The following is a 21,542-nucleotide window of genomic DNA, read 5'->3' as shown; positions in this document are numbered from 1 at the left end:
CTCCCCGGAAGTCGTGGCAACCTGACAGTGACTATCAGGTTCCTTCGACTATACGGGTCCCTGGAGAAATTGCGAGGAACTTCAGTTCTTGGTGCGCCGGGGCGCCGGAAAGCCGAGGACGGCCTCGGCGCTGCGGGTCAGCGCCTCGATGGCATAGCTGAGCGCCTCGGCCAGCGGCAGGTCGAAATCGCTCTGCACCCAGTAATCCAGCGCCGCGTCGAAGCCCCAGGCCAGCATGGCCGAGAGCAGGCGGATCTGCAGATCGGCGGGGTCGAGGCCGAGGCGCGCGCCGACCACCTGTCGCAGCACCTGCTCGAGCTGGCGGGTCTCGCGGGCCAGGCCGTCGCGGACGTCGGGCTCGCCGGCGACATAGCGCATGCGGCGTCGGATGCGCTCTTCGTCGGTGGCCAACTCGCGGATCAGCGCCGGTACGGATTCGCGGATCTCTTCGACGAACTGCTGCGGCGTGACCACGCTGTCGCTGTTCTGGCTGAGCAACTCGATGAGCTTCGGGTCGTACTCGTCCCAGAGGATCAGCGCCTCTTTGGTGCCGAAGTACCGATAGATGGAACTGGGGGAGACCTGCGAAGCGGCGGCTACCTGTTCGACGGTGATCGAGCGGAAGCCGTGCTCGTCGAAGAGGTCCAGGGCGGTGCGCTGGATTTCACGCATGGCCTGCAGTTTCTTGCGCTCCCACACCGAGGTGCCGGGGGCGGGGGCGTTCGGCGCTGAACGGGACATCCGTCGAGCGTACAACCGCCTGGCAAATTCAGAACGTGACTTGCAGGATGGCCCGCCCGGTTGACGGTATCCGGGGATAAGCGAATCGTTGTCTGAAAGTTACAGGCGTGCAATACTTTTCGCGTCGGCTGGTCCGGAACGGGCGGTTCGGCACACCGGGGTGTCGTCCAGATTATCTGCGATAGACGGCCCGAGTGTGACGGACTGATGGTTCTACAGTGTTTCGGGGTTGCGTATGAACGGACAGGCTACGGCTCGCGTTACGCACGGCAACGGCGCCGCCGACCGGCTCGCCCAGGTCGGGGTTTCGCGGAATGTAGTGGATATTCCCATCGCGGCGCTCGCGCGCGGCGAATTTCTGCGCGTGCGCGAGGTGGATTTCGCGCACGCCCAGATGCTCGCGCAAGTCGGGTCACCGTTGCCTCCGATTCTGGTGCATCGCAGCACCATGCAGGTGATCGATGGATTGCATCGGCTACACGCGGCGAAATCGAAAGGGCAGCAGGCTATTCCGGTCAGATTCTTCGAGGGTAGCGCCGAGGAGGCGTTCGTGCTGGCCGTCGAGGCCAATGCCGAGCACGGCCTGCCGCTGACACTCAAGGACCGCAAGGCCGCCGCGCTGCGCCTGATGGTGATGTACCCGCTGTGGTCGGACCGCCGGATCGCGGCGGTCGCGGGCTTGGATCACAAGACCGTCGGCGCGATCCGCCGGCGGGCCGGTGGGGAAATTCCCCAGACCTCCCGTCGTCTCGGCCGGGACGGCCGGGTGCGGCGGCTGCGCGAACCGGCGGCGCCGCGGCCGAATCCGGTGCACAGCGGCGAAAACCCGCTGACGGCAATGCGTTCGCTGCCGTCGATGCTGGACAGCCTGCGCCGGGATCCGTCGCTGCGCCTGACCGAGACCGGCCGCCAGGTGCTGCGCTGGCTCGACGCGGCGCCGCGCACGCCGATCGAATCGGCGGAGCTGGCCGAACAGCTGCCCGAGCACTGCCTCAACCTCATTCTCGAACTCGCACAACAGAACGCGGAGACCTGGCGCCGGTTCGCGGCCCGGGTCGGCGACCGCCTCGACGAGCAGACACTGGCCATTGCCGGCAATTCTTGATCAAAAACTCCACGCATTCGATCGGCCATTTCCAGGAATGGTCGATCGTTTGCTTTGTTGACCCAGCGCGGCCGACCTCGAAAGATGTAGCGCAGGGGCCGAGAGAACGGAGCTGATCCGATGCGTTCGAGAAGTGAAATCAACAGCAGGGTCGAGTCGATCGGGACGTATCTGCCCGAAAAATCGGTCAGCACGGCGGATCTACTCGCACGGATCGATATCGGACGATTGCGTGCCGGGAAATTGCCGCCGCTCGAAGAACTCACCGGCGTCCGCGAACGCCGGGTCTACGACGATTCCGACGACAATTACGAAGACTCGATTACCCTTGCTGTCAACGCGATTCAGGACTGCCTGTCCCGATCGCAATACTCGGTCGGTGAAATAGACGTCGTCATCTCCGCGTCGATCACGCGCAGGGTCGGCCGGGAGCGCAACGGCCTCGAACCGGCGCTGGCCGCGCTGCTGGCCGAGAAGATCGGTGCGAAGCAGGCCGTCGCGTTCGACATCTGCAATGCCTGCGCGGGCATGGTCACCGGTGTCATGGTGCTGGACCGGATGATTCGCGCCGGTGTCGCCCGAAACGGGATCGTGGTCAGCGGCGAGCAGATCACCCCGATCGCCGAGACCGCGGTGCGGGAGATCGCCGAGCAGTATGATCCGCAATTCGCCTCGCTGTCGGTGGGTGACTCCGGAGCCTGCGTGATACTGGACCGGGCGACCGACGACGCGGACATCATCGAGTACGTCGACCTGATGACCTCGGCGTCCTACGCCGAATTCTGCATCGGCGGCCCGAGCCGGAACGGCGCGGGCGTGGCCATGTACACCGACAACAAGGCGATGCATACCGAGGAACGCTATCTGCAGGGCATCACCTGGTACCTGGACTACTTGCGCCGGCGCGGCACCGATATCGACGCCGAGAAACTCGATTTCATCATTCACCATCAATTCAGCGCCCGCGCCCTGGATTACATCAACGCGCTATTGGAACGCGAGTCCGGCCGCCTGGCGCCGGAAAGCCTCACGGTGCTGGAGCGCTACGGGAACACCGCGTCCACTTCGCATTTCGTCGCACTGCACGACCATTTGAAGCGCGGCACCATCGCGCCCGGTTCGAAGATCCTCATCGTGCCGTCCGCTTCCGGGATGGTGTATGGCCACATGTCCGTTCGCGTCACCGCACTGAAGGCTTGATCATGGGTGTATCCATTATTTCCGCGGCCACCGTCGACGCCGCGGCAGGCGCGGGTTCGGTGGAACGTTGCGCGCTGGCCGTCCGGGCGGCGCTGGACCAATCCGGTATCGGCGACAGCGAGATCGCGTTGCTGCTGAACACCGGCATCCATCGCGACGAGAACATCGTCGAGCCGGCCGTCGCCGCGCTCATCCAGAAGCAGGCCGGTATCAATCTGCGGTATCAGGGGCAGCAGCGGCCGGCGCTGTCCTTCGACCTCATGAACGGGCCGTGCGGGTTCCTGGACGCGGTCCAGGTGGCCGCGGTGACGGGCGCCCGCCCGGCGGTCATCGTCGCGGGTGAGGGCCATCCATCCCGGCTGGAGCAGTCGGACTTCCCCTATCTGACCAGCGCCGCCGCGGTGGTGGTCGGACCGAGCCCGGGCCGGGCCGGCTTCGGCGCCCTCTACCGGGCCCGCACCACCGCGCCGGTCAAGCCGCTGGCCTATGTGCCGCTGGCCACCATGGGGACCGAGGGTTGCCGGGTCGTCGGCCTGGATCAGCCCGACGAGCAGGCGCGGCAACGCGGACTCGATATCGCGACCGAGGTGGTGATCGCTTGCCTGGAACAGGAGGGCCTCGATCCCGCCGACTGTGTGCTGCTGGCCGGCGAACCTCGCCCCGGCTTCGCGAAAACCGTTGCCGCGGCTGCCGGTATCGACGAGGTGTACACGCCCGGCACGCCCGCTGACCCGCACAGCGCGGCCCTGCCGTTCGCTTACCGCTCCTGGCGGGCGGCCGAGCCACGCAGCCGCGCCCGCCATGCCCTGTTCCTCGCCGCCGACGGCCATTTCGTCGCGACCTGCGCACCCTACGGGCTGTGAACAACGGCAGCGCCCGCCGATGAATTTCGGCGGGCTGTCCGGTCTGTATGGAGAGCAACCCATCGACCGGGAGAATACGAATCATGGACCCTGAACAGATTCAGGAGCAGATACGGAACGAGCGGCTGGCGCTGGCGGACTTTCTCGACGGTCTGAGCGAGGCGGAATGGAAACAGCCCTCGCTGTGTGCCGGATGGACGGTGCACGAGGTCCTCGCGCACCTGACCTTGTCGAACCGGGACACCCTGCGCACCGTCCTCGTGGATGTCATCCGGGCCAAGGGCAACTGGGATCGGGCGAACGCCGACGCGGCGATCCGGCGGGCGGCTCAGTTCAGCCCCGCCGAACTCCTCGCGCAGTTGCGGGCGGGTGCCGGCAACCATCGGCGTTCACCCGGTGCGGGGGTGCTGGATCCGCTGGCGGACATCCTCGTGCACGGGCAGGACATCGCGCGCCCGCTCGGCCGGACCCTGCGGCCGGCTCCGGAGCAGGTGATCGCGCCGCTCGAATACGTGCTCGGCAGCATGTTCTACGGGGCTAAGAAGCGGCTGCGCGGTAAGCGGCTGGTCGCGACCGACGTGCGGTGGAGCCATGGCGACGGTGCGGAGGAAGTGCGCGCCCCGGTGGTCGACCTGCTGTTGATCGCCACCGGGCGGACCGTGGATCCGTCGCTGCGCTCGGCCTGACCGGCGGTTCAGGGCTTGGTGTCCGCGGTGGCCGCTTGCTTGCGGTCGTAGGGTGCGCGTCCGGCCGGTAGCGCGGGCGCGGGCTTCGGCTCCAGGTGCGGAATCTTCAGCGTGACAGGCGATTCGGTGAGCCGGGCTGGTTCGCCGTGATGATGGAAGGTGAGCGGCGCACCTTCCAGCAGCCGGTAGGTGGCGGCGTCGCGGGTGATCTCGACCGCGATCCGGCTGTCGCGCCAGATGATTCGGAACGCGAGCCGGTCCAGCTCGTCGGGCAGGCGCGGCGCGAAACAGAGTCGGCCGCCGTGCGTGCGCATGCCGCCGAACCCGCCCACACAGCAGATCCAGGTGCCCGCCAGCGAGGCGATGTGCAGTCCGTTGGAGACGTTGCGGTGCAGATCGTGCAGGTCCGTCAGCGCGGCCTCGCCGAAATAGGCGTAGGCCAGGCCCAGATGGCCGACCTCGGCGGCCAGCACGGACTGCGGGCAGGCCGACAGCGACGAGTCCCGCACCGTAAGCGCCTCGTAGTACTCGAAATTGCGGGCCTTCTGCTCCGGGGTGAACATCTCCGGGCGCAGATACATCGCGAGCGTGAGATCGGCCTGCTTCACCACTTGCTTCCGGTACAGGTCGAAGTAGTGGTAGTTCAGCAGCAGCGGATACTTCTCCGGCGGTGTCGCCGCGAAGTTCCAGCGGGCGTGCCGGGTGCAGCCCTCGGACTGCTCGTGCACACCCAGCTCCGAGTTGTACGGGAGCGCCATACGTTTCGCGGCGTCGCGCCAAGCCGCGATTTCGGCGTCGGTCACCTCCAGCCGGCGCGCCAGCTCCGGGCGGCGCGCACACGCCTCGGCGGCCTCGTGCAGATTCTGCTGCGCCATCAGGTTGGTGTAGGCGTTGTTGTCGGCCAGCGCCGAGTATTCGTCGGGCCCGGTGACCCGGTCGATCCGGAACGCGCCCGCACCGTCGAGATGGCCGAGGCCGGCCCAGAGCCGGGCGGTCTCCACCAGAAGCTCGACGCCGCACTCGGTTTCGAACTGTTCGTCGCCGGTCGCCGCCAGATAGCGCACCACCGCGTCGGCGATATCGGCGTTCACATGCACCGCCGCGGTGCCAGTCGGCCAATATCCCGAGCCCTCTTCGCCATTGATGGAACGCCACGGGAACATCGCGCCGGGCTGGCCGAGTTCGCGGGCGCGCTGGCGCGCCTGATCGAGGGTGGCGTGCCGCCAGCGCAGCGCGTCCCCGGCCGCGATCGGGTTGGTGTACATCAGCACCGGCAGCACGAAAGTCTCGGTGTCCCAGAACGCGTGGCCGTCATAGCCCGGCCCGGTGAGCCCCTTGGCCGGGATGGCCCGGGTCTCGCCGCGGGCTCCGGCTTGCAGCACATGGAACAGCGCGAACCGCACCGCCTGCTGGAGTTCCGGGTCGCCGTCGATCTCGATGTCGGCGTCGGCCCAGAACTTGTCCAGATATTCGCGCTGCCGTTGTAGCAGCTCGTCCCAGCCGGTCTCCAAACCCGCGGCCAGGGCCGCGTCCACCTGTGCCCGCAGCGCCGGGGTGGACCGGCGGCTGGACCAGCCGTACGCGAGATACTTTGTCAGGCACAGCTTGTCGCCCTTGGCGACGTCGACCGCGACGGTCAGCCGGGCCAGATCGTCCTCGGCGTGGATATCGCAGCGCGGCGTCTCGGTGACCTCGAGTTCGTGATGCATGCCCGCCGCCATCCGCAACCCGGACCGCCGGGTGTGATGGGCGAGCACCGCGCTGAAATCCCGGGCCGCCGCGAAATCCGCGATCAGCGGCCGATCCAGCACCGCGGCCAGCCGCGGATCCCCGGCCTGCGTCGGAACCGGTTCGTTGGCCAGCAGATCCGACTGGATCACCAGGTCCATGTCGTCGTCGAGCGGTTCCACCTCGTAGCGGATCGCGGCCAGCGCGCGGTCGGTGAACGACACCAGCCGTTCGGAAGTGATCCGGATGTTGCGGCCGGTGGGGGAGGTCCACACCGTGGTGCGGCGCAGCGTGCCGGAGCGGAAGTCCAGCACCCGTTCGTGTTCCACCGCTTTGCCGTAGCGCAGGTCCAGGGGCTCGTCCTCGACGAGCAGCCGGATGATCTTGCCGTCGGTGACGTTCACCATCGTCTGGCCGTCGCCGGGATAGCCGTAACCGCCTTCGGCGTAGGGGAATTCGCGCTTCTCGTAGAATCCGTTCAGGTAAGTGCCGGGTTTGCCGACCGGCTCGCCCTCCTCGAAGCTGCCGCGCAAGCCGAGGTGGCCGTTGGACAGCGCGAAGATCGATTCGGTGCGGTGCAGGGCGTCCAGATCCAGTCCGCACCAGCGCAATTCCCACGGGGCGATGTCGAAGCCCGAGCAGTGCCGCTTCATCGCCGTTGCTCCAGCTCGGTGAGATCGGTGACCACGACGTCGGCCCCGGCGGCGCGTAAGGCGTCCGCGTGTCTGCCGTCGCGGACCCGGTCGACGCCCACCACGTAGCCGAACGCGCCCGCGCGCCCCGCCTCGACACCGGCGACCGCGTCCTCGAAAACCACTGCCTGCTCCGGCTTCACCTCGAACGCCTCGGCTCCGGCGAGGAAGGAATCCGGGGCCGGTTTGCCGCTCAGCCCGCGCCGCGTGATCGCCACGCCGTCGATCCGGACCTCCACCAGGCGAGCCAGATCCGCGGCCCGGAGCACCGCCTCGGCGTTCGCCGAAGAGGTCACCACCCCGATCCGCAGTCCAGCCGCGCGCAGCCGCTCGAGGTATCCCGCCGCCTCCGGATACACCCGGACCCCGTGCCGCTCGATCACCGCCAGCAGCAGCTGATTCTTCTGGTTGCCGACCCCGTGCACCGTCGAATCCCCGGGCAGGTCATCGGGATTGCCCTCCGGCAAGGTGATGTCGCGCGAACCCAGGAACTCGCGCACACCGTCGGCGCGGGGCCGGCCGTCCACGTACGCCAGATAGTCGTCCTCGCTGAACGGCTCGTAGCCGTCGCCCAACCGCCGCGCCAGAAACGCGTCGAAAGTCTCCTTCCACGCCCGCCGGTGCACCTGCGCGGTATCGGTCAGCACACCGTCGAGATCGAACAACGCCACCGTGATCGAAGCTGGAAAACCCATACTCCGGAGCTTTCCCGGATCGAGCCGGGCAAACCGGGCGTCGTCCGGAAACTGTGTTCTGAGCGCCGTTTTAATCCGCGGGTAGATGGACGTGCAGCGTGCGGGCCAGCTCCGCGACCTCTGCGCAGGAGTCTGCAACGGCCTGTGGCGAATGGCTGGTTACTTGCAGGAAAACGGTGCCCTCGGCGGTATCGAAGCCGACACCGCAGCTGTTGTGCACTCGATCACGGATCTGGGTCGCGGCGCGCTCATCGATGGTGACCGGCTCGGCGTCGGCCAGGAAATCCGCGGTTTCGGCGAGCTGCCGCAGCGGGCTCGTGTGCGAGAAGGCGTTGAGTTCCCCGTGCCGCCCACGCCACCGGCACCCCTTGTCGCCCTTGCCTTTAGCGCTCTCGGCTTGATTGTCCTTGCTGGCCGGGTCGAATCCGGCGTCGTGCAGGATGTTCTCCGGAATCCCCACACAGGGATCCCACAATTCGGCGACCGCCAGCGATTTGTGCTGGGCGAAATGCGCACGCCCGATCTGCGCTTCGGAAATCGAGCAGCCGGTCGCCGCGACCGCCGCCGTCAGCGCCAGCAGCGCCAACTCTCTCCCACGTACGCGAAACTGCATGCCGTTGCCGCCTTCCGTGCGTCCGCCTCGAAGCGATCTCCGGTCCATACGGCCCCTGTCCCTGGCCAGTGGCAATCGTATAGCTATTGGACATCGGAATGCGGGACCAGCGACGGCGGGCCTATCGTTCGACTGTGACCACCCCACTGCTCTTTCTCGACGTCGACGGTCCGCTCATCCCGTTCGGCGGCGCCGCGCAGGAGTATTCCCAGTGGCACAGTGGCCCAGCCATTCCGGACGGCGCGAATCCGCTGCTGGTGCGGGTCGACCCGGCGCACGGTCCCCGGCTCAGTGCGTTGCCGTGTGAGCTGGTCTGGGCCACCACTTGGACGACGGACGCGAACGAACTGATCTGCCCGCGCCTGGGCCTACCTGACCTGCCGGTCGTGCTCTGGCCGGAATTCGATTCCGTCGACGACCACCGCGTGCATTGGAAGACCTGTCCTCTGGTGGACTGGGCAGCCGACCGGCCGTTCGTGTGGGTCGACGACGAAATCACCGACGCCGACCGGAACTGGGTCACGGCGAACCATTCCGCGCCCGCGCTGCTGCATCGCGTCGACCCGCGCCGCGGGCTGACCGAGGCGGACTTCGTGACCGTCGCCGAGTGGCTGGCCCGGGCCTAGCGCGGGGACACGCGGTGCGAGAGGTTTCGGCGCGAACGGGCCGGGAATTTCCGCCGCGAGTCGGGTATCTGCCCGGCGGAAGGAAGAACTGTCATGTCAACTTCTGCGATGAACACCATGCGGCGGTCGCCGGTGCAACTCGGCGCCCTGGCCGTGGGCGCGGTGTTCCTTCTGGTTGGTGTACTGGGGTTCATTCCCGGTGTCACCTCGGGATACGACAATCTGGAAATGGCGGGGCACGAATCGCACGCCGAACTGCTCGGCATATTCCAAGTCTCGATCCTGCACAACGTCGTGCACCTGCTGTTCGGACTCGCGGGCCTGCTCGCGGCGCGGACGGCCGCGGTGGCGCGGATGTACCTGATTGTCGGCGGCGCAATCTATTTGGTGCTGTGGCTGTACGGTCTGGTCATCGACCGCGCCAGTGACGCGAACTTCGTTCCGGTGAATGCCGCCGACAATTGGCTGCATTTCGTTCTGGGGGTGGGCATGGTCGCCCTCGGATTCCTGCTGCCGCGGTTGGGAGCACGGACCGGCGTCTAGTCGACGCTCACGGGATCTGGCGGCGCCCGCGCCGGCTGCCGGTGTAGGCGAGTTCTCGGACCGTGCTGACGACGTCCGGAACCATTCGCACACCCGGTGGGCAATGCAGAATCGGATCGAAATAGTCCACCGGGTGCTCGACCGCCTCGTCCTGGCGCAAGGTCAGTTCGGCGAACTTGCGGTGGGGTTTGGCGTAACTGCTCGCGGTCAGCAGGAACGTCAGGAAGTTCTCTCGCACGTAACCGGCCATCGCGTCCAGTGACGCCGAATCCGGTTGCGCGCGATCGGGTTCGGCGAAGATCCAGGTCGCGTCCGAGCTGTCGAAACGGTAGGGCAGCAGGCTGCCGTAGCGGGCGTTGCGCCAACCGCGGGTGGGTGTGACCAGGAATCGGGTCAGGTTTCCGGTGCCGGTGGTGGCGAGCGCGAAATCCCACGGCCGGTTGTCGCGAGTGGGCACCCGGAATGCGAGGCCGAGCACGTCGGGCAGGCCGGCGGGCATGGAGGTCCCCTTGGACAGGCGCGCGGTCACCGGCTGCTCGCCGACGCCGAAGAGGTGCTCGAATTCGCTGTCCGCGCGGATCCGGCCGGTCAGATAGATGCCGTCGGGATGGAACACGCGCGCGCCGCGCAACCGCGCCACCACTCCGAACGCGTTCTCCACCACTGCTGCTGGGTACTGGGCCATCGGAGTTCCCTTCACGCGTCGACTGCGTTCTCCTTTCGACTGCCCGGACCGGGGCCTGGTAAACCGCAATATGAGAAAGGTGTCTTGTTGAGAACCTGAAGTCTTGCTGATATGAATGGTGCGCACACGTAGCGCTGGGAAGGACCGAAGCAGATGCAGATCCGCGACAACGTCGCACTCGTCACCGGAGGCGCGTCGGGGCTCGGTCTCGCCAGCGCCCGCCGCCTGATCGACGCCGGCGCCGAGGTCGTGCTCTTCGACCTGCCGGAATCCGAAGGGGAACAGGCGGCGGCGGAACTCGGCGCGGTCTTCGTCCCCGGCGACGTCACCGACGAGGACGACGTGAACGCCGCCCTCGACCGCGCCGACGAGCTCGGACCGCTCCGCGCGGTGGTCAACTGCGCGGGCATCGGCTTGCCGGGCCGGGTCCTGACCGGTGATCGCGTAGTGCCGCTGCACGCGTTCCAGCTGGTCGTCGAGGTCAACCTGATCGGCACCTTCAACGTGCTGCGCCTGGGCGCCCAGCGCATCGGCCGCACCGATCCGGTGGCCGGCGAACGCGGCGTCATTGTCAATACCGCCTCCGTCGCCGCGTTCGACGGGCAGATCGGGCAGGCCGCGTACTCCGCGTCCAAGGCGGGTGTCGCCGGGATGACGCTGCCGCTCGCGCGCGACCTGGCCGACCGGCTCATTCGCGTCGTCACCATCGCCCCCGGCATGTTCGACACCCCGCTGCTCGCCGGGCTGTCGCCCGAGGCGCGGAAATCGCTGGAAGCGCAGATCCCGCATCCGCAGCGCCTCGGCGACCCCGGCGAGTTCGGCGCGCTGGTCGCGCACATCGTCGACAACCCGATGCTCAACGGTGAAGTCATCCGCTTGGACGGCGCGATCCGGATGGCGGCCCGCTGAATTCGGCTGCTGGATCGAACTTTCACCCGTGGGTGTGGTAGGCGTACAGGGTGGAAGGAACACCGTTCGGCCGGTATAGGCTCGTCGAATTGCTCGGCGAAGGCGGCATGGGGCAGGTGTACCGGGCCTTCGACACCGCGACCGACCGAGTCGTCGCACTCAAGGTGCTGCCGCCGCATTTCGCGCACGACAAGGTGTATCGGGAACGCTTCCGCCGGGAAGCGCAGGCGGCGGCGCGGCTGAGTGAGCCGCACGTCATTCCGATCCACCACTACGGCGAGATCGATGGACGCCTGTATCTGGACATGCGGCTGGTCGAGGGCACCGACTTGGGTTCGCTGCTGGTCCTGGGCGGGCCGTTGCCGCCGCCGAAAGCGGTGTCGTATCTCGAACAGGTGGCGGCGGCGCTGGACGCGGCGCACGAGGCCGGTCTGGTGCATCGCGATGTGAAGCCCTCCAATGTGCTTGTCACCGCGGCTGATTTCGCCTATCTGATCGATTTCGGGATCGCGGCCGGTACCGGGGAAACCAGCCTCACCACCACCGGCGCCACCATCGGGACCTTCGCCTATATGGCGCCCGAGCGGCTCACCCAAGGCAGCTACGACGGCCGCGCCGACGTCTACGCGCTGGCGTGCGTGCTGTACGAATGCCTGACCGGGGCAAAGCCTTTCCCTGGGGAGAGCGCTGAACGTCAGATCGCGGCGCACCTGACCGAGCCGCCGCCGCGACCCTCGAACGGCAATGTCTCACCCGCGTTCGACGAGGTGATCGCCCGGGGTATGGCGAAGGATCCGGCGCAGCGGTACCGGACCGCGGGCGAGCTGGCGACGGCTGCCCGCGCGGCAGTGGTTGCGCCGCGGCAGGTTCGGAGTAGCGCCCCGGCGACGGTGTTCAATCCGGCGAGGTTCGATCCCACGGAGTTGAACCGCAATCCGTCACCGGAGCAGCCGCGTCGCCCGGCCCGTGCCGGAATCATCGTCGCCGCAGCGGCTTTGGTAGCCGCGATCGTCCTCGGCGGGGTGCTGGTGAGTCAGTTCGAGAACTCCGACGGACCCGTGCCGACCACCAGCGCGCTACCGCCCGGCGTCACCTCGAGCACGCCCCCGGACACCACCTCGAATTCGACCTCGCCGAAAACGACCACGACCACCACCACCACCACGACCACCACCGTGGCGGTGCCACCACCGCCGCCCGCGGACACCATCGCCACCTTCGTCCAAGACCATTACGCCCTGCTCCCCGGCAACGTCTCGGCGGCCTGGGCCCGTCTCACCCCGCGCTACCAGAACTACATCGGCGGCTACGCCGCCTACCAAACCTTTTGGACCACAGTCTCGTCGACGGCTGTCGAGATCCTCGGCACCGACGAAAACCAGCTGACCGTCAACTACCGCCTGACCCTGCGCTACGACACCGGCAACGAAGCAACCGAAACGCGCATCGCCACACTGGTCCGCTCCGGCGACACCTACCGAATCGACAGCGCCGAACTCACCTGACGCGAATCGCAAGGTCAACCTGTCTCAGGTCATCAGTAGGGGTTGGCCTGGGTGGTCCACGCGGCGGAAAGTTCTGGAGCATCGGGCGCGGGGAAGCTGATCTTGGCGGGGTTGCCGTCGGAGGTGTAACGGAGGGCGGGGTTGGTGGCCAGCCAGTTGAGCCAGTGCGCGGAGTCGTAGGGGACTTCGCCTTTGCCGGAACGGATTCGGGGGATGGCGGTGGGGTCGACGCGGCCGTAGGGGGAAGGGGCCGGATTCGCGCCGACGAGCATGACGGCGTCGAAGTGGTACGAGATGCCATCCCACGTGCCGTTGCCGGCGAGGGCGCGGTCGGCGGGGGCGATGCCGAGCGGGAGAGCCATGGTGCGGACCGGTTTTCCGGGGACGGCGGCTTGGATGGCTCGGACGTTCTCGGCGAACTCGCGTTGCACCCCGGTGCTGTCCAGGCGGGCCAGGTTCGCGTGGCCGGCGGTGTGGGAGCCGATCTCGTAGCCGTGGTCGGCGAGCCAGGTCAGGGCGCGGGGGTTGTTGCCGAAGGGTTCGTTGTTGACGTAGAAGGTGGCCTTCGGGCGGAAGTCCGGGTAGCGGGAGCGGAACTCTTCGAGGATGCCGACGGCGGAGTCGGGGGCAGGTGTGCCGTCCGGGCCGAAAGTGAGCTGACTCAGGGTCGAGTCGTCGAAGGTGAGGACCACGGGGTGGGTGCCGGCGGGGATGTCGATCGCGCCGGAGATGTATTCGGCCGCGGTCACCGGGCGGTAGGCCTCGCGGTAGAGGCGTTCGAGTTCGTCTCGGAATTCGGCGGGGGTCTGGTCGTATTCGCCGGTCGGCGCGGGCAGCAGCTGGTGGTACATCAGCACGGGGATCAAGCCGAGTTCGTTGGCGTTGACCTGGGCGGGGTCCGCGGTGGGCAGGGGTGCGGGGGTGGTCGTGGCCGGTGGCGCGGGTGGCGGTGCGGCCACCGGCTCTGCGCCCGCGCAACCTGCCGCCGCAAACATCAAGGCCACCAACACACTTCGCACCATCACACGCGCCACCGGATCACGGTACGGGTGGGCGGGGGAATCCGGTAACGGGTCGGTGAACCTGCGACCAATTCGCAATCCGGGAATAACGATGTGCTGCACAAGATCGCCGAAAACCGGCGGCGGGCGATACGCACCGGGGATAGTAGAGTGCCCCCGAGACGAAAGTTGGTGTGCGCGTTGCTGAAACGGGTTCCGCAGTCGGGTCGTCAGCGAACAGTGCTGGTGGCGGTCGCGGCGGTGGTGGCGGTCGGGGTCGCGGCGATCGCGGTGGGGGCGATGCGAGGCTCGCCCGGCGAGCTCCCGGTGGCCGGGTTCCCGGACGGGCCGGTCAACGCGCAGGCGCTGGCGGACATGGTGATTCGGGTCGACGCGAGCGGGCACGACCCGCACGCGGTGCGGGTCGAAGTCGACGGCGAACCGGTCGCGGGGACGATCGAGGGTGACACCGTGGTGGTGCGGCCGGGTCCGCGGACCGAGGGCGAGCACCAGTTCACCGCCACCGTTCCCGGCGGTTTCCTGAGCGGCGGGCCGTCGACGTCGAAGAGCTTCGCCGTCGACGCCACCGCGCCGGTGGTGCTGATCACCGCGACGCCCCCGATGACCTCCTACCGGCAGCCGTTCGTCGTGCGCGGCACGGTGCAGGGCGCGCAGCAGGTGACGCTCGGCACGAAGCCGATCACCCCGGCTGCCGACGGCGCGTTCGAGCTCACGATGCCGCACGCGCCGGTCGGTGCGGAAGTGAAAGCCGTGGACGCGGCGGGCAACGTCACGACCGTGCCGGTCAACGCCGCCGTCGACATCCCGCGCACCCGCGCCGTCCACGTCACCGCGCACGCGTGGTCGCACGACGGGCTGCGGGAAAGCGTGCTCGACCTGGCCCGGACCGGTCGCATCGACACCGTGCAGCTCGACATCAAAGACGAGGACGGCGTCATCGGTTACGACTCGCAGGTGCCGCTGGCTCGCGAATCCGGGGCGGCGACAACGATTTACGACGCCCCCGTCGCACTGCGGCAGCTGCACGACATGGGCCTGCGGGTGGTGGGCCGGATCGTGGCCTTCCGCGACCCGAAGGTCGCCGAATGGGCCTGGCACAGCGGCCGCCGCGACTGGGTCGTCCAGAACGTCAGTGGTCAGCCCTACTCCAGTCACTACGGACCGATCGCGTTCACCAACTTCGCGAACCCCGAAATCCGCAGATACAACATCGATCTCGCGGCCGAGGCCGCCAAGCTCGGCTTCGACGACATCATGTACGACTACGTGCGCAGACCCGACGGCCCACTGAGTCAAATGCAGTTCCCCGGTTCCACCACCGACCCGACCACCTCGATCGCGGAATTCCTGCACGAAAGCCGGGACCCGGTGCACCAAGCGGGCGCGGTCCTCGGCGCGGCCGTGTTCGGCATCGCCTCCACCCGCCCGGAGCAGATCGCCCAAGACATCCCGATGATCGCGAAGTACGTCGACTACGTCGCCCCCATGCTGTACCCCTCGCACTGGAATCCCGGCGAATACGGCGTAGCCAACCCCAACTCCCAGCCCTACGACATCATCTTCGCCTCCCTCGGCGACTTCATCCGCCTCACCGAAGGCACCGGCGCAGAGGTGATCCCGTGGCTCCAGGACTTCAGCCTCGGCGTCACCTACGGCCCCGCCCAGGTCCAAGCCCAGATCGACGCCAGCCTCGCCGTCGGCATCGACAGCTACATCCTCTGGAGCCCCACCGTCCGCTACCACCTCTGACCGAAGCCCGCCGCCGCGCGGGGGCGTCAGGTGGCCGGTTCGAGGATGAACGAGGCGGTGGTGGTGGTGCTGCCGCCGAAGTTCAAGGTGGCGGCGCGGTGGGGGTTGGGGAGTTGGTTGGGGGCTTGGGCGGTCAGTTGCTTGTGGCAGTCGAGGAGCATGCGGACGCCGGTCGCGCCGACCGGGTGACCGCCGCCGAGCAGGCCGCCGCTGGGGTTGACCGGGATGCGGCCGGTCAGTTCCAAGTCGCCGTTGTCGAGGGCTTGCCAGCTTCGGCCGGGGGCGGTGATGCCGAAGTGGTCTATGGCCAGGTATTCGCTGATGGTGAAACAGTCGTGGGTTTCGATGAGGTCCAGGTCGTCGACGCCGGTGATGCCCGCTCGGCCGAAAGCGTCGAGGATGGTGGCGCGGACGTGCGGCAGGACGTAGTCGTCGCTGCGGGCCAGTTTGGCGGACAGGGGAAGGCCGACGGTGCGGTGGCCCCAGCCGGTGATCCGAGTCAGCGGCGCGGTGGCTGGATTACGTTGCAAGAAGCGGGAGTTGACCAGGATGACCGCGGCGGCGCCGTCGGTCATCGGTCCGCAGTCGACCTTGTGCATTCTGCCCTCGACGATCGGGTTGGCGATCGGGTCGGCGGTGAAGCTCGCGGGCGTGTACTCCCAGCCGCGGGTCTGGGCGTTGGGGTTGGTGCGGGCATTGCGGGCGTTGAGTTCGGCAATGGCCCAGAGCTTTTCGGGGTCGAGGCCGTAGCGGCGGTCGTACTCGTCGGCGATCGCGCTGAACATGTACGGCCACATGAACTTCGCCGACTCGCCCTCGTGACCGGCCCAGGCCGCCGCGCCCATGTGCTGGGCGCCCACGTCGCCGGGGACCGTCTTCTCCAGTTCGATGCCGACGACCAGAGCGCAGTCGTAGCGGCCGGATTCGAGGTCGGCCATCGCGGCGAGCAGCGCCAGCGAGCCGGACGCGCATGCTCCTTCGTGCCGGGTCGCGGGGACGCCCCACAGCTCGTCGCGCACCGTCGCGGGCAGGCCGCCGAGTTGCCCTTGGCCCGTGAACAACTGGCCGAAAGCGTTGCCGACGTGGATCACCTGGATCTGGCCCGGATCGATGCCGGTGGCCGTGCAGGTGTGGTCGAGCGTCTCGGCCATGAGGGTCGAGTTGTCGCCGCCTTCTTTGGTGATGTTGCGTGCGAAGTCGGACTGGTATCCGCCCGCGATCCATACCGAGCTCATCCGAACTACCACCTTCCGATTTAGTACAGTTAATGAAGTACCGTGTCGATGCGAAGAACGCAAGACCTGACCGCGCGCCGCAGTGAATTCCGCTGTGATTGACTGCTCGAGTGTCCGGTCGAGTTCGGTAGAGGAGGAGTTCGTGTCGGAGTTGCGGTCCGCCGAGCCTGGAACCCGGCCGCCGGCCGGGCTCGATCCGGTCGCCGCCACCTTCGACCTGCTCGGCGACCGGCTCACGCTCGCGATCCTGCGCGACGCCTTCCTGTATCAGACCCGGCGGTTCAATCAGTGGATCGACCGCACGGGCGCACCGCCGGCCGTGCTGACCTCCCGGCTGAACTCGCTGGTGGAAGCCGGTGTCCTGCACCGAGTCCCGCAGCCGAACACGGCGGATCGGTCCGAATACCTGCTCACCGACCTGGGCCTGGCGACCTGGGAGATCTTGATCGGCCTCTGGGGCTGGCACCGCGAGTGGTCGCCGTCGGGTGCGTGGCAACCCGAACTGGTCCATGCCGAGTGTGGCCATCGCGGGCCGACGGTCGTGCTGTGCCGGGGTTGCGGCGTCACCGTCACCCCGCACGAAACCGCCGTCGAGCTGCGCCCCGATGTGGTGTGGGCGCTCGGCTCCAGCGGGCGCCGGCGCTCCACGCGGGCGCCCGAGGCGGCGGTGCCGGGCCGGGACATGTTCACCGAGGTCATGGTCGCGATCGGCGACCGCTGGAGCGCGGCGATCACCGGCCTGGCGCTGGCGGGTATCCGCCGCTTCAGCGACTTCCGCGCGAACCTCGATATCTCCCCGACAACGCTGACCGATCGGCTCAATCGTCTGTGTACCGCGCAGATCCTGCGCAAATCCGCGGGCGGACGGGAGTACCGCCTCACGCCCCGTGGCCGGGCGCTGTTCGGTGTGTACGCGTTCCTGCTGGCGTGGGCGGCTCGTGCCTATCCCGGTGCGGAGCCGGGAGTGCTGATCCGCCACCAATCCTGCGGCCGGCCGCTTGTTCCGGCGCTGCGCTGTCGCGGCTGCGACGCGCGATTGGATCGTGCGGCAGTTGTTTTCGAGCCGCTGCCCGAGGAAATGCGCGACCGCCTCGGCTGATCTGCCGCCGCACGCAACCCCTGTCTAACTCTTGACACCTCTTCATGAGACCTGTATCACTTCATTAACTGTACTAACTAGGAGCAGTTGATGTCGCTGAACGAAGAGCTCGTCGCCCCCGCCGCGGAGGCATTCGCCAACCCCTATCTGGAGGGCCCCTACGCCCCGACGCAGCAGGAGGTCACCGTCACCGACCTCCCGGTACTGCACGGCGAGATCCCCGCCGACCTGGACGGTGTCTACGTCCGCAACGGACCGAACCCGCAGTTCGCCCCGCAGGGCCGCTACCACTGGTTCGACGGCGACGGCATGCTGCACGCGGTGCATTTCGAGAACGGCCGCGCCGACTATCGCAACCGCTTCGTGCGCACCGCCGAGTTCGAAGCCGAACGCGCCGCGGGAACCGCGTTGTGGCGCGGCGTGATCGAACCCTGGGACGACAACCCACCCGGCGACCGCCGCGAACGCAATTCGGCCAACACCGATGTCGTGTTCCACCATGGCAACCTGCTCGCCACCTGGTATCGGGCGGGCAAACCGTATGCGCTGGACCCGATCACGCTGGAGACCCGCGGCGGCGACACCTTCCACGGCACTCTCACCTGCGAGATGTCGGCGCACGCGAAGGTCGACGAACGGACCGAGGAACTGGTCTTCTTCGACTACGGCATCCACACGCCCTACCTGCGCTACGGCGTCGCCGATCCAGGCGGCACTGTCACCCATTTCACCGGTATCGATCTGCCCGGCCCGCGCCTGCCGCACGACATGGCCATCACCGAGAACTATTCGATCCTGATGGACCTGCCGCTCTACAACGATCCCCGCGCCGCCGCGGCCGGCCGGTTCAAACTGTTCTTCGACCGCGAACTGCCGAGCCGTTTCGCGATCCTGCCCCGCTATGGCGACGCGACCGAGGTGCGCTGGTTCGAGGCGGCGCCCGGCTACATCTACCACTCCGTCAACGCGTGGGAAGAGGGCGAGGAGATCGTCCTGGTGGCCTGCCGGGTGTCCAAGCCGAGTCCGGTCACCGACCGCACCAACCCGCTGGCCCAGTTGCTCGCCTACCTGCGGCCCGAGGCGACCCTGCACCGCTACCGGTTCAACCTGCGCACCGGAGCGACCACCGAAGAGCCGATGGACGAGGTGAACACCGAGTTCCCGGCGATCGATCAGGGCAGGACCGGTCATCCGAACCGCTGGTCCTATCAGATGCGGCTTTCGGTGGACCACACCATGCTGTTCGACGCGGTCGTGAAATATGACGTGCGCACCGGCGCGAAGCAGACCCAGGAATTCGGCCCCGGCATCGCGGGCAGCGAAGTCACCGTGGTCCCGCGCCCCGGCGGCCGCGGCGAGGACGACGCGTGGCTGACCATGTTCGCCACCGACATCCGGACCGGCGCCTCCGAGGTCTGGATCTACGACGCCGCCGATCTCGCGGCCGGACCGAGCTGCCGGCTCGGGCTGCCGGTGCGCGTGCCGCTCGGCTTCCATGCCACCTGGGTCAGCGGGGACCGAATGCGCGCCGCCGCGGCACCTTCCGAAAGCGCTAGCTGATCGCCGAGGGAGAACCGTCGATGTGGTTGCATGCGGGGCGCTCGATGAATGAGCCGAGCCTCAGTGTGAGCCTGCCGTATTGGCAGGATCGGGATCCGCTGGAAGCCCTCGCGGTGGCCGACGCCGCCGACAAGCTCGGTTACCACCAGTTGTGGGTCGGGGAGATGGCGACCTTCGACGCCTTCGCGCTGGCGAGCGCGATCGGGAACCGGGCCGGCGGAATTCCTTTGTGCCTAGGGCCATTCGCGGTCGACGTTCGGACTCCCGCGACGATCGCCATTGGTTCGGCCAGTGTCGCCGCCCTGACCGGTCGGCAGGTCGACGTGGCGATCGGCACGTCCAGCACGGTGCTGGTCGAGCAATGGCATGGCAGGCAACGGCGCAATCCCGCTCGGCATCTCGAAGAATCGGCACTGATCTTGCGGGGCTTGCTGGCCGGGGAGAAGGTCGACTTCACCGGCCGTGTCGAGTCGACGCGCGGGTACCGGCTGCGGCTGGACGCACCCCGCTCGACCCTCACCATCGCGGCCTTCGGGGCCCGTGCGCTCGCCTGTGCCGCGAAGACCGCTGACCGCGTAGTACTGAACCTGGTTACTCCGGCGCAGGTCCGGCGCTGCGTGGAGGTGATCCGCAACGTCGCCGAACACGAGAACCGGCCCGCCCCAAAGGTTGCCGTGTGGGTGACTGCCGCGGTCGATCCGGAGCCGGAGATGACGGCGACGGTGCGGCGCGGGATCGTCGGCTACCTGGCTGCCCCGGGCTACGGGGAAATGTTCGTCGAAGCGGGCTTCGGCGCGATCGTCGACCTGGCCCGCTCCGGCGCTCATCCACGCGAAATCCTGGCCGCCGTCACCGACGAATTGCCCTATTCGGTCGGATTGTTCGGTGACGAACCGGCCGTGGCCGCTCGCCTGGCCGAGTATCGGGCCGCCGGTGCGGATGAAGTAGTCGTCGTTCCGGCGACCTCCGCTGCCGACCCCGCCGGGTTCCGAACGCTGGAAACCATCGTCCGCGTGGATCACGAACAGCCGACACCATGATTCCGGCTCCTATCCCGGACCGACGAGGACTGCGATGAACGACTCCTCTTTCCCCGCACAGGCTTACATCTACGACGCGGTCCGGCTGCCCCGGGCGCGCGTCCGAAAGCACGGTGGCACGCTGGTTGAGCTGCCCCCGTACGAATTGTTCGGTCAGCTGCTGGCCGCGCTCGAATCCCGTTCGCTACCGCCCGAACTCGTCGATGACGTGATCGTCGGCCTCAGTACCGTCACCGGTGAGCAGGGCGGTGACCTGGCCCGCGCGGCCGTGCAGTGGGCAGGCTGGCCGGACGCCATTCCGGGTGGCGTGGTGTCCCGGCTGTGCTGCTCCGGCCTGGACGCCCTCGAAAGCGCCGCTGCCCGAATTGCTTCCGGAATGGCGGACATCGTCGTCGCGGGCGGTGTCGAATCCATGTCCCGGGTCCCGATGCTCGCCGACCGGCCCGCCATCGCCACCGATCCGGACCTGGGTGAACGCACGGGTTTCGTCACTATCGGTGTCTCCGCAGACCTCACTGCGGCGGTCTCCGGGATCACCCGTCCCGAGCTCGACGCCTACGCGGTCCGCTCGCATCAGCGCGCCCTCGCCGCGCCCCAGGGCAATTCGCTGATCCCGGTCCGCAAGGGCGAGGCGGTGCTGCTCGACGCCGACGAGGGCGCGCGTTCCGACGCGAGTCTCGAAGCTTTCGAACAACTTCCAGCGCTGTTCGGCGACGATGGTGCCGCCTGGGAACGGGTCGCCCGCCGCCTACCCGAAGCACCACGACCGGCCGCGGGCCTGCACACCCTGGCCACCGCACCCCAGCTCGCCGACGGCGCGTCAGCATCGGTGATCGGAACCCGCTCCGCGGCGGCCCGATTGGACCGACCGCCACTGGCGGTGATCGCCGGGACGGCGCAGGCCGCCGTGCGCTCACCCTTGTTGACCGCCCCGGCGATCGCGGCGAAGGCGGCCCTGCACCGCGCCGGAATCACCAGCGCCGACCTGGATCTCATCGAAGTCAACGAATCCTTCGCCGTCACCCCACTGCTACTGACCCGCGAACTGGACCTCGAACCGAACCGCGTCAACCCGAACGGCGGCGCGCTCGCGGTAGGTCATCCACTCGGCGCCACCGGCGGCAACCTGCTCGCCCTCGCCCTCGACGAACTGACCCGCATCGACGGCGAACACGCACTACTGACCATCCCCGCGGCGCTGGGCCTGGCGTCCGCCGTCGTCATCCGCCGCATCCGCTGAGCTCTT

General features: G+C 67.9%; 20 protein-coding genes. 13 read left to right on the top strand and 7 right to left on the bottom strand.

The window, feature by feature from the left end:
* Window positions 1-81: 81 nt before the first annotated feature.
* Window positions 82-741: a TetR/AcrR family transcriptional regulator gene (locus AB0M14_RS27755; protein WP_364999839.1), complete on the bottom strand. Its 660-nt coding sequence runs from the start codon at window positions 739-741 to the stop codon at window positions 82-84.
* Between the two features lie 235 nt (window positions 742-976).
* On the opposite strand from AB0M14_RS27755, the gene AB0M14_RS27750 reads away from it, so the two are divergent.
* The 4 genes from AB0M14_RS27750 to AB0M14_RS27735 all read left to right on the top strand — a co-directional run bounded on the left by AB0M14_RS27750 (window position 977) and on the right by AB0M14_RS27735 (window position 4,595).
* Entirely contained in the window at window positions 977-1,846 is an 870-nt protein-coding gene (locus AB0M14_RS27750; RefSeq protein WP_364999837.1) for a ParB N-terminal domain-containing protein, read from the top strand.
* 120 nt (window positions 1,847-1,966) lie between these two features.
* Complete coding sequence (locus AB0M14_RS27745; protein ID WP_364999836.1) at window positions 1,967-3,046, top strand: 3-oxoacyl-[acyl-carrier-protein] synthase III C-terminal domain-containing protein; 1,080 nt, start codon at window positions 1,967-1,969, stop codon at window positions 3,044-3,046.
* A 2-nt stretch (window positions 3,047-3,048) separates the two neighbouring features.
* Window positions 3,049-3,909, top strand: a complete 861-nt coding sequence (locus AB0M14_RS27740; protein ID WP_364999835.1) for a hypothetical protein — start codon at window positions 3,049-3,051, stop codon at window positions 3,907-3,909.
* A gap of 83 nt (window positions 3,910-3,992) precedes the next feature.
* Window positions 3,993-4,595: a maleylpyruvate isomerase family mycothiol-dependent enzyme gene (locus tag AB0M14_RS27735; RefSeq protein WP_364999834.1), complete on the top strand. Its 603-nt coding sequence runs from the start codon at window positions 3,993-3,995 to the stop codon at window positions 4,593-4,595.
* 8 nt (window positions 4,596-4,603) lie between these two features.
* Here AB0M14_RS27735 and AB0M14_RS27730 read toward each other — a convergent pair whose 3' ends face one another.
* The 3 genes from AB0M14_RS27730 to AB0M14_RS27720 form a co-directional block, all read right to left on the bottom strand.
* Complete coding sequence (locus tag AB0M14_RS27730; protein WP_364999833.1) at window positions 4,604-6,976, bottom strand: glycosyl hydrolase family 65 protein; 2,373 nt, start codon at window positions 6,974-6,976, stop codon at window positions 4,604-4,606.
* The gene (locus AB0M14_RS27725; protein ID WP_364999832.1) at window positions 6,973-7,710 is read right to left on the bottom strand and encodes a beta-phosphoglucomutase family hydrolase; all 738 of its coding nucleotides are present in this window, start codon (window positions 7,708-7,710) and stop codon (window positions 6,973-6,975) included. Before AB0M14_RS27725 ends, AB0M14_RS27730 begins: the two co-directional genes overlap by 4 nt.
* 70 nt (window positions 7,711-7,780) lie before the next feature.
* A complete protein-coding gene (locus AB0M14_RS27720) occupies window positions 7,781-8,323 on the bottom strand; it encodes a DUF3558 domain-containing protein (protein ID WP_364999830.1) in 543 nt (180 codons plus the stop codon).
* Between the two features lie 134 nt (window positions 8,324-8,457).
* Here AB0M14_RS27720 and AB0M14_RS27715 point away from each other — a divergent pair, with 134 nt between their 5' ends.
* Window positions 8,458-8,949: an HAD domain-containing protein gene (locus tag AB0M14_RS27715; RefSeq protein WP_364999829.1), complete on the top strand. Its 492-nt coding sequence runs from the start codon at window positions 8,458-8,460 to the stop codon at window positions 8,947-8,949.
* Window positions 8,950-9,042: 93 nt separating this feature from the next.
* Entirely contained in the window at window positions 9,043-9,492 is a 450-nt protein-coding gene (locus tag AB0M14_RS27710; RefSeq protein WP_364999827.1) for a DUF4383 domain-containing protein, read from the top strand.
* 7 nt (window positions 9,493-9,499) lie between these two features.
* Here the strand turns inward: AB0M14_RS27710 and AB0M14_RS27705 are convergent, their stop codons facing one another.
* Entirely contained in the window at window positions 9,500-10,177 is a 678-nt protein-coding gene (locus AB0M14_RS27705; protein WP_364999825.1) for a phosphodiesterase, read from the bottom strand.
* Between the two features lie 153 nt (window positions 10,178-10,330).
* Here AB0M14_RS27705 and AB0M14_RS27700 point away from each other — a divergent pair, with 153 nt between their 5' ends.
* Together AB0M14_RS27700 and AB0M14_RS27695 are read left to right on the top strand one after the other, a co-directional pair.
* Window positions 10,331-11,086 carry an SDR family NAD(P)-dependent oxidoreductase gene (locus AB0M14_RS27700; protein ID WP_364999823.1) on the top strand — a complete coding sequence of 252 codons (756 nt, stop codon included), beginning with the start codon at window positions 10,331-10,333 and terminating at the stop codon, window positions 11,084-11,086.
* Window positions 11,087-11,136: 50 nt separating this feature from the next.
* Window positions 11,137-12,591: a serine/threonine-protein kinase gene (locus tag AB0M14_RS27695; RefSeq protein ID WP_364999821.1), complete on the top strand. Its 1,455-nt coding sequence runs from the start codon at window positions 11,137-11,139 to the stop codon at window positions 12,589-12,591.
* Window positions 12,592-12,623: 32 nt separating this feature from the next.
* Here the strand turns inward: AB0M14_RS27695 and AB0M14_RS27690 are convergent, their stop codons facing one another.
* Window positions 12,624-13,586: a polysaccharide deacetylase family protein gene (locus AB0M14_RS27690; protein ID WP_365000497.1), complete on the bottom strand. Its 963-nt coding sequence runs from the start codon at window positions 13,584-13,586 to the stop codon at window positions 12,624-12,626.
* A gap of 177 nt (window positions 13,587-13,763) precedes the next feature.
* Between AB0M14_RS27690 and AB0M14_RS27685 the strand changes: the two genes are divergently transcribed.
* Window positions 13,764-15,362, top strand: coding sequence for a putative glycoside hydrolase (locus AB0M14_RS27685; protein ID WP_364999819.1), 1,599 nt, complete (start codon window positions 13,764-13,766; stop codon window positions 15,360-15,362).
* 26 nt (window positions 15,363-15,388) lie between these two features.
* Here AB0M14_RS27685 and AB0M14_RS27680 read toward each other — a convergent pair whose 3' ends face one another.
* Window positions 15,389-16,597, bottom strand: a complete 1,209-nt coding sequence (locus AB0M14_RS27680; RefSeq protein ID WP_364999817.1) for an acetyl-CoA acetyltransferase — start codon at window positions 16,595-16,597, stop codon at window positions 15,389-15,391.
* A 142-nt stretch (window positions 16,598-16,739) separates the two neighbouring features.
* Here AB0M14_RS27680 and AB0M14_RS27675 point away from each other — a divergent pair, with 142 nt between their 5' ends.
* The 4 genes from AB0M14_RS27675 (at window position 16,740) to AB0M14_RS27660 (ending at window position 21,536) form a co-directional block, all read left to right on the top strand.
* Entirely contained in the window at window positions 16,740-17,696 is a 957-nt protein-coding gene (locus AB0M14_RS27675; protein WP_364999815.1) for a helix-turn-helix domain-containing protein, read from the top strand.
* 90 nt (window positions 17,697-17,786) lie between these two features.
* Complete coding sequence (locus AB0M14_RS27670; protein WP_364999813.1) at window positions 17,787-19,256, top strand: carotenoid oxygenase family protein; 1,470 nt, start codon at window positions 17,787-17,789, stop codon at window positions 19,254-19,256.
* A 44-nt stretch (window positions 19,257-19,300) separates the two neighbouring features.
* On the top strand, window positions 19,301-20,296 hold the full coding sequence (locus tag AB0M14_RS27665) for an LLM class F420-dependent oxidoreductase (protein WP_364999811.1): 996 nt from the start codon (window positions 19,301-19,303) through the stop codon (window positions 20,294-20,296).
* Between the two features lie 34 nt (window positions 20,297-20,330).
* The gene (locus AB0M14_RS27660; RefSeq protein ID WP_364999809.1) at window positions 20,331-21,536 is read left to right on the top strand and encodes an acetyl-CoA C-acyltransferase; all 1,206 of its coding nucleotides are present in this window, start codon (window positions 20,331-20,333) and stop codon (window positions 21,534-21,536) included.
* Window positions 21,537-21,542: the final 6 nt, after the last annotated feature.

Origin of the sequence: Nocardia sp. NPDC051832 (genome assembly GCF_040681285.1) — a bacterium.
In the GTDB taxonomy this organism is placed as follows: Bacteria; Actinomycetota; Actinomycetes; order Mycobacteriales; family Mycobacteriaceae; genus Nocardia.
This window is presented reverse-complemented; position numbering and strand designations above follow the sequence as displayed.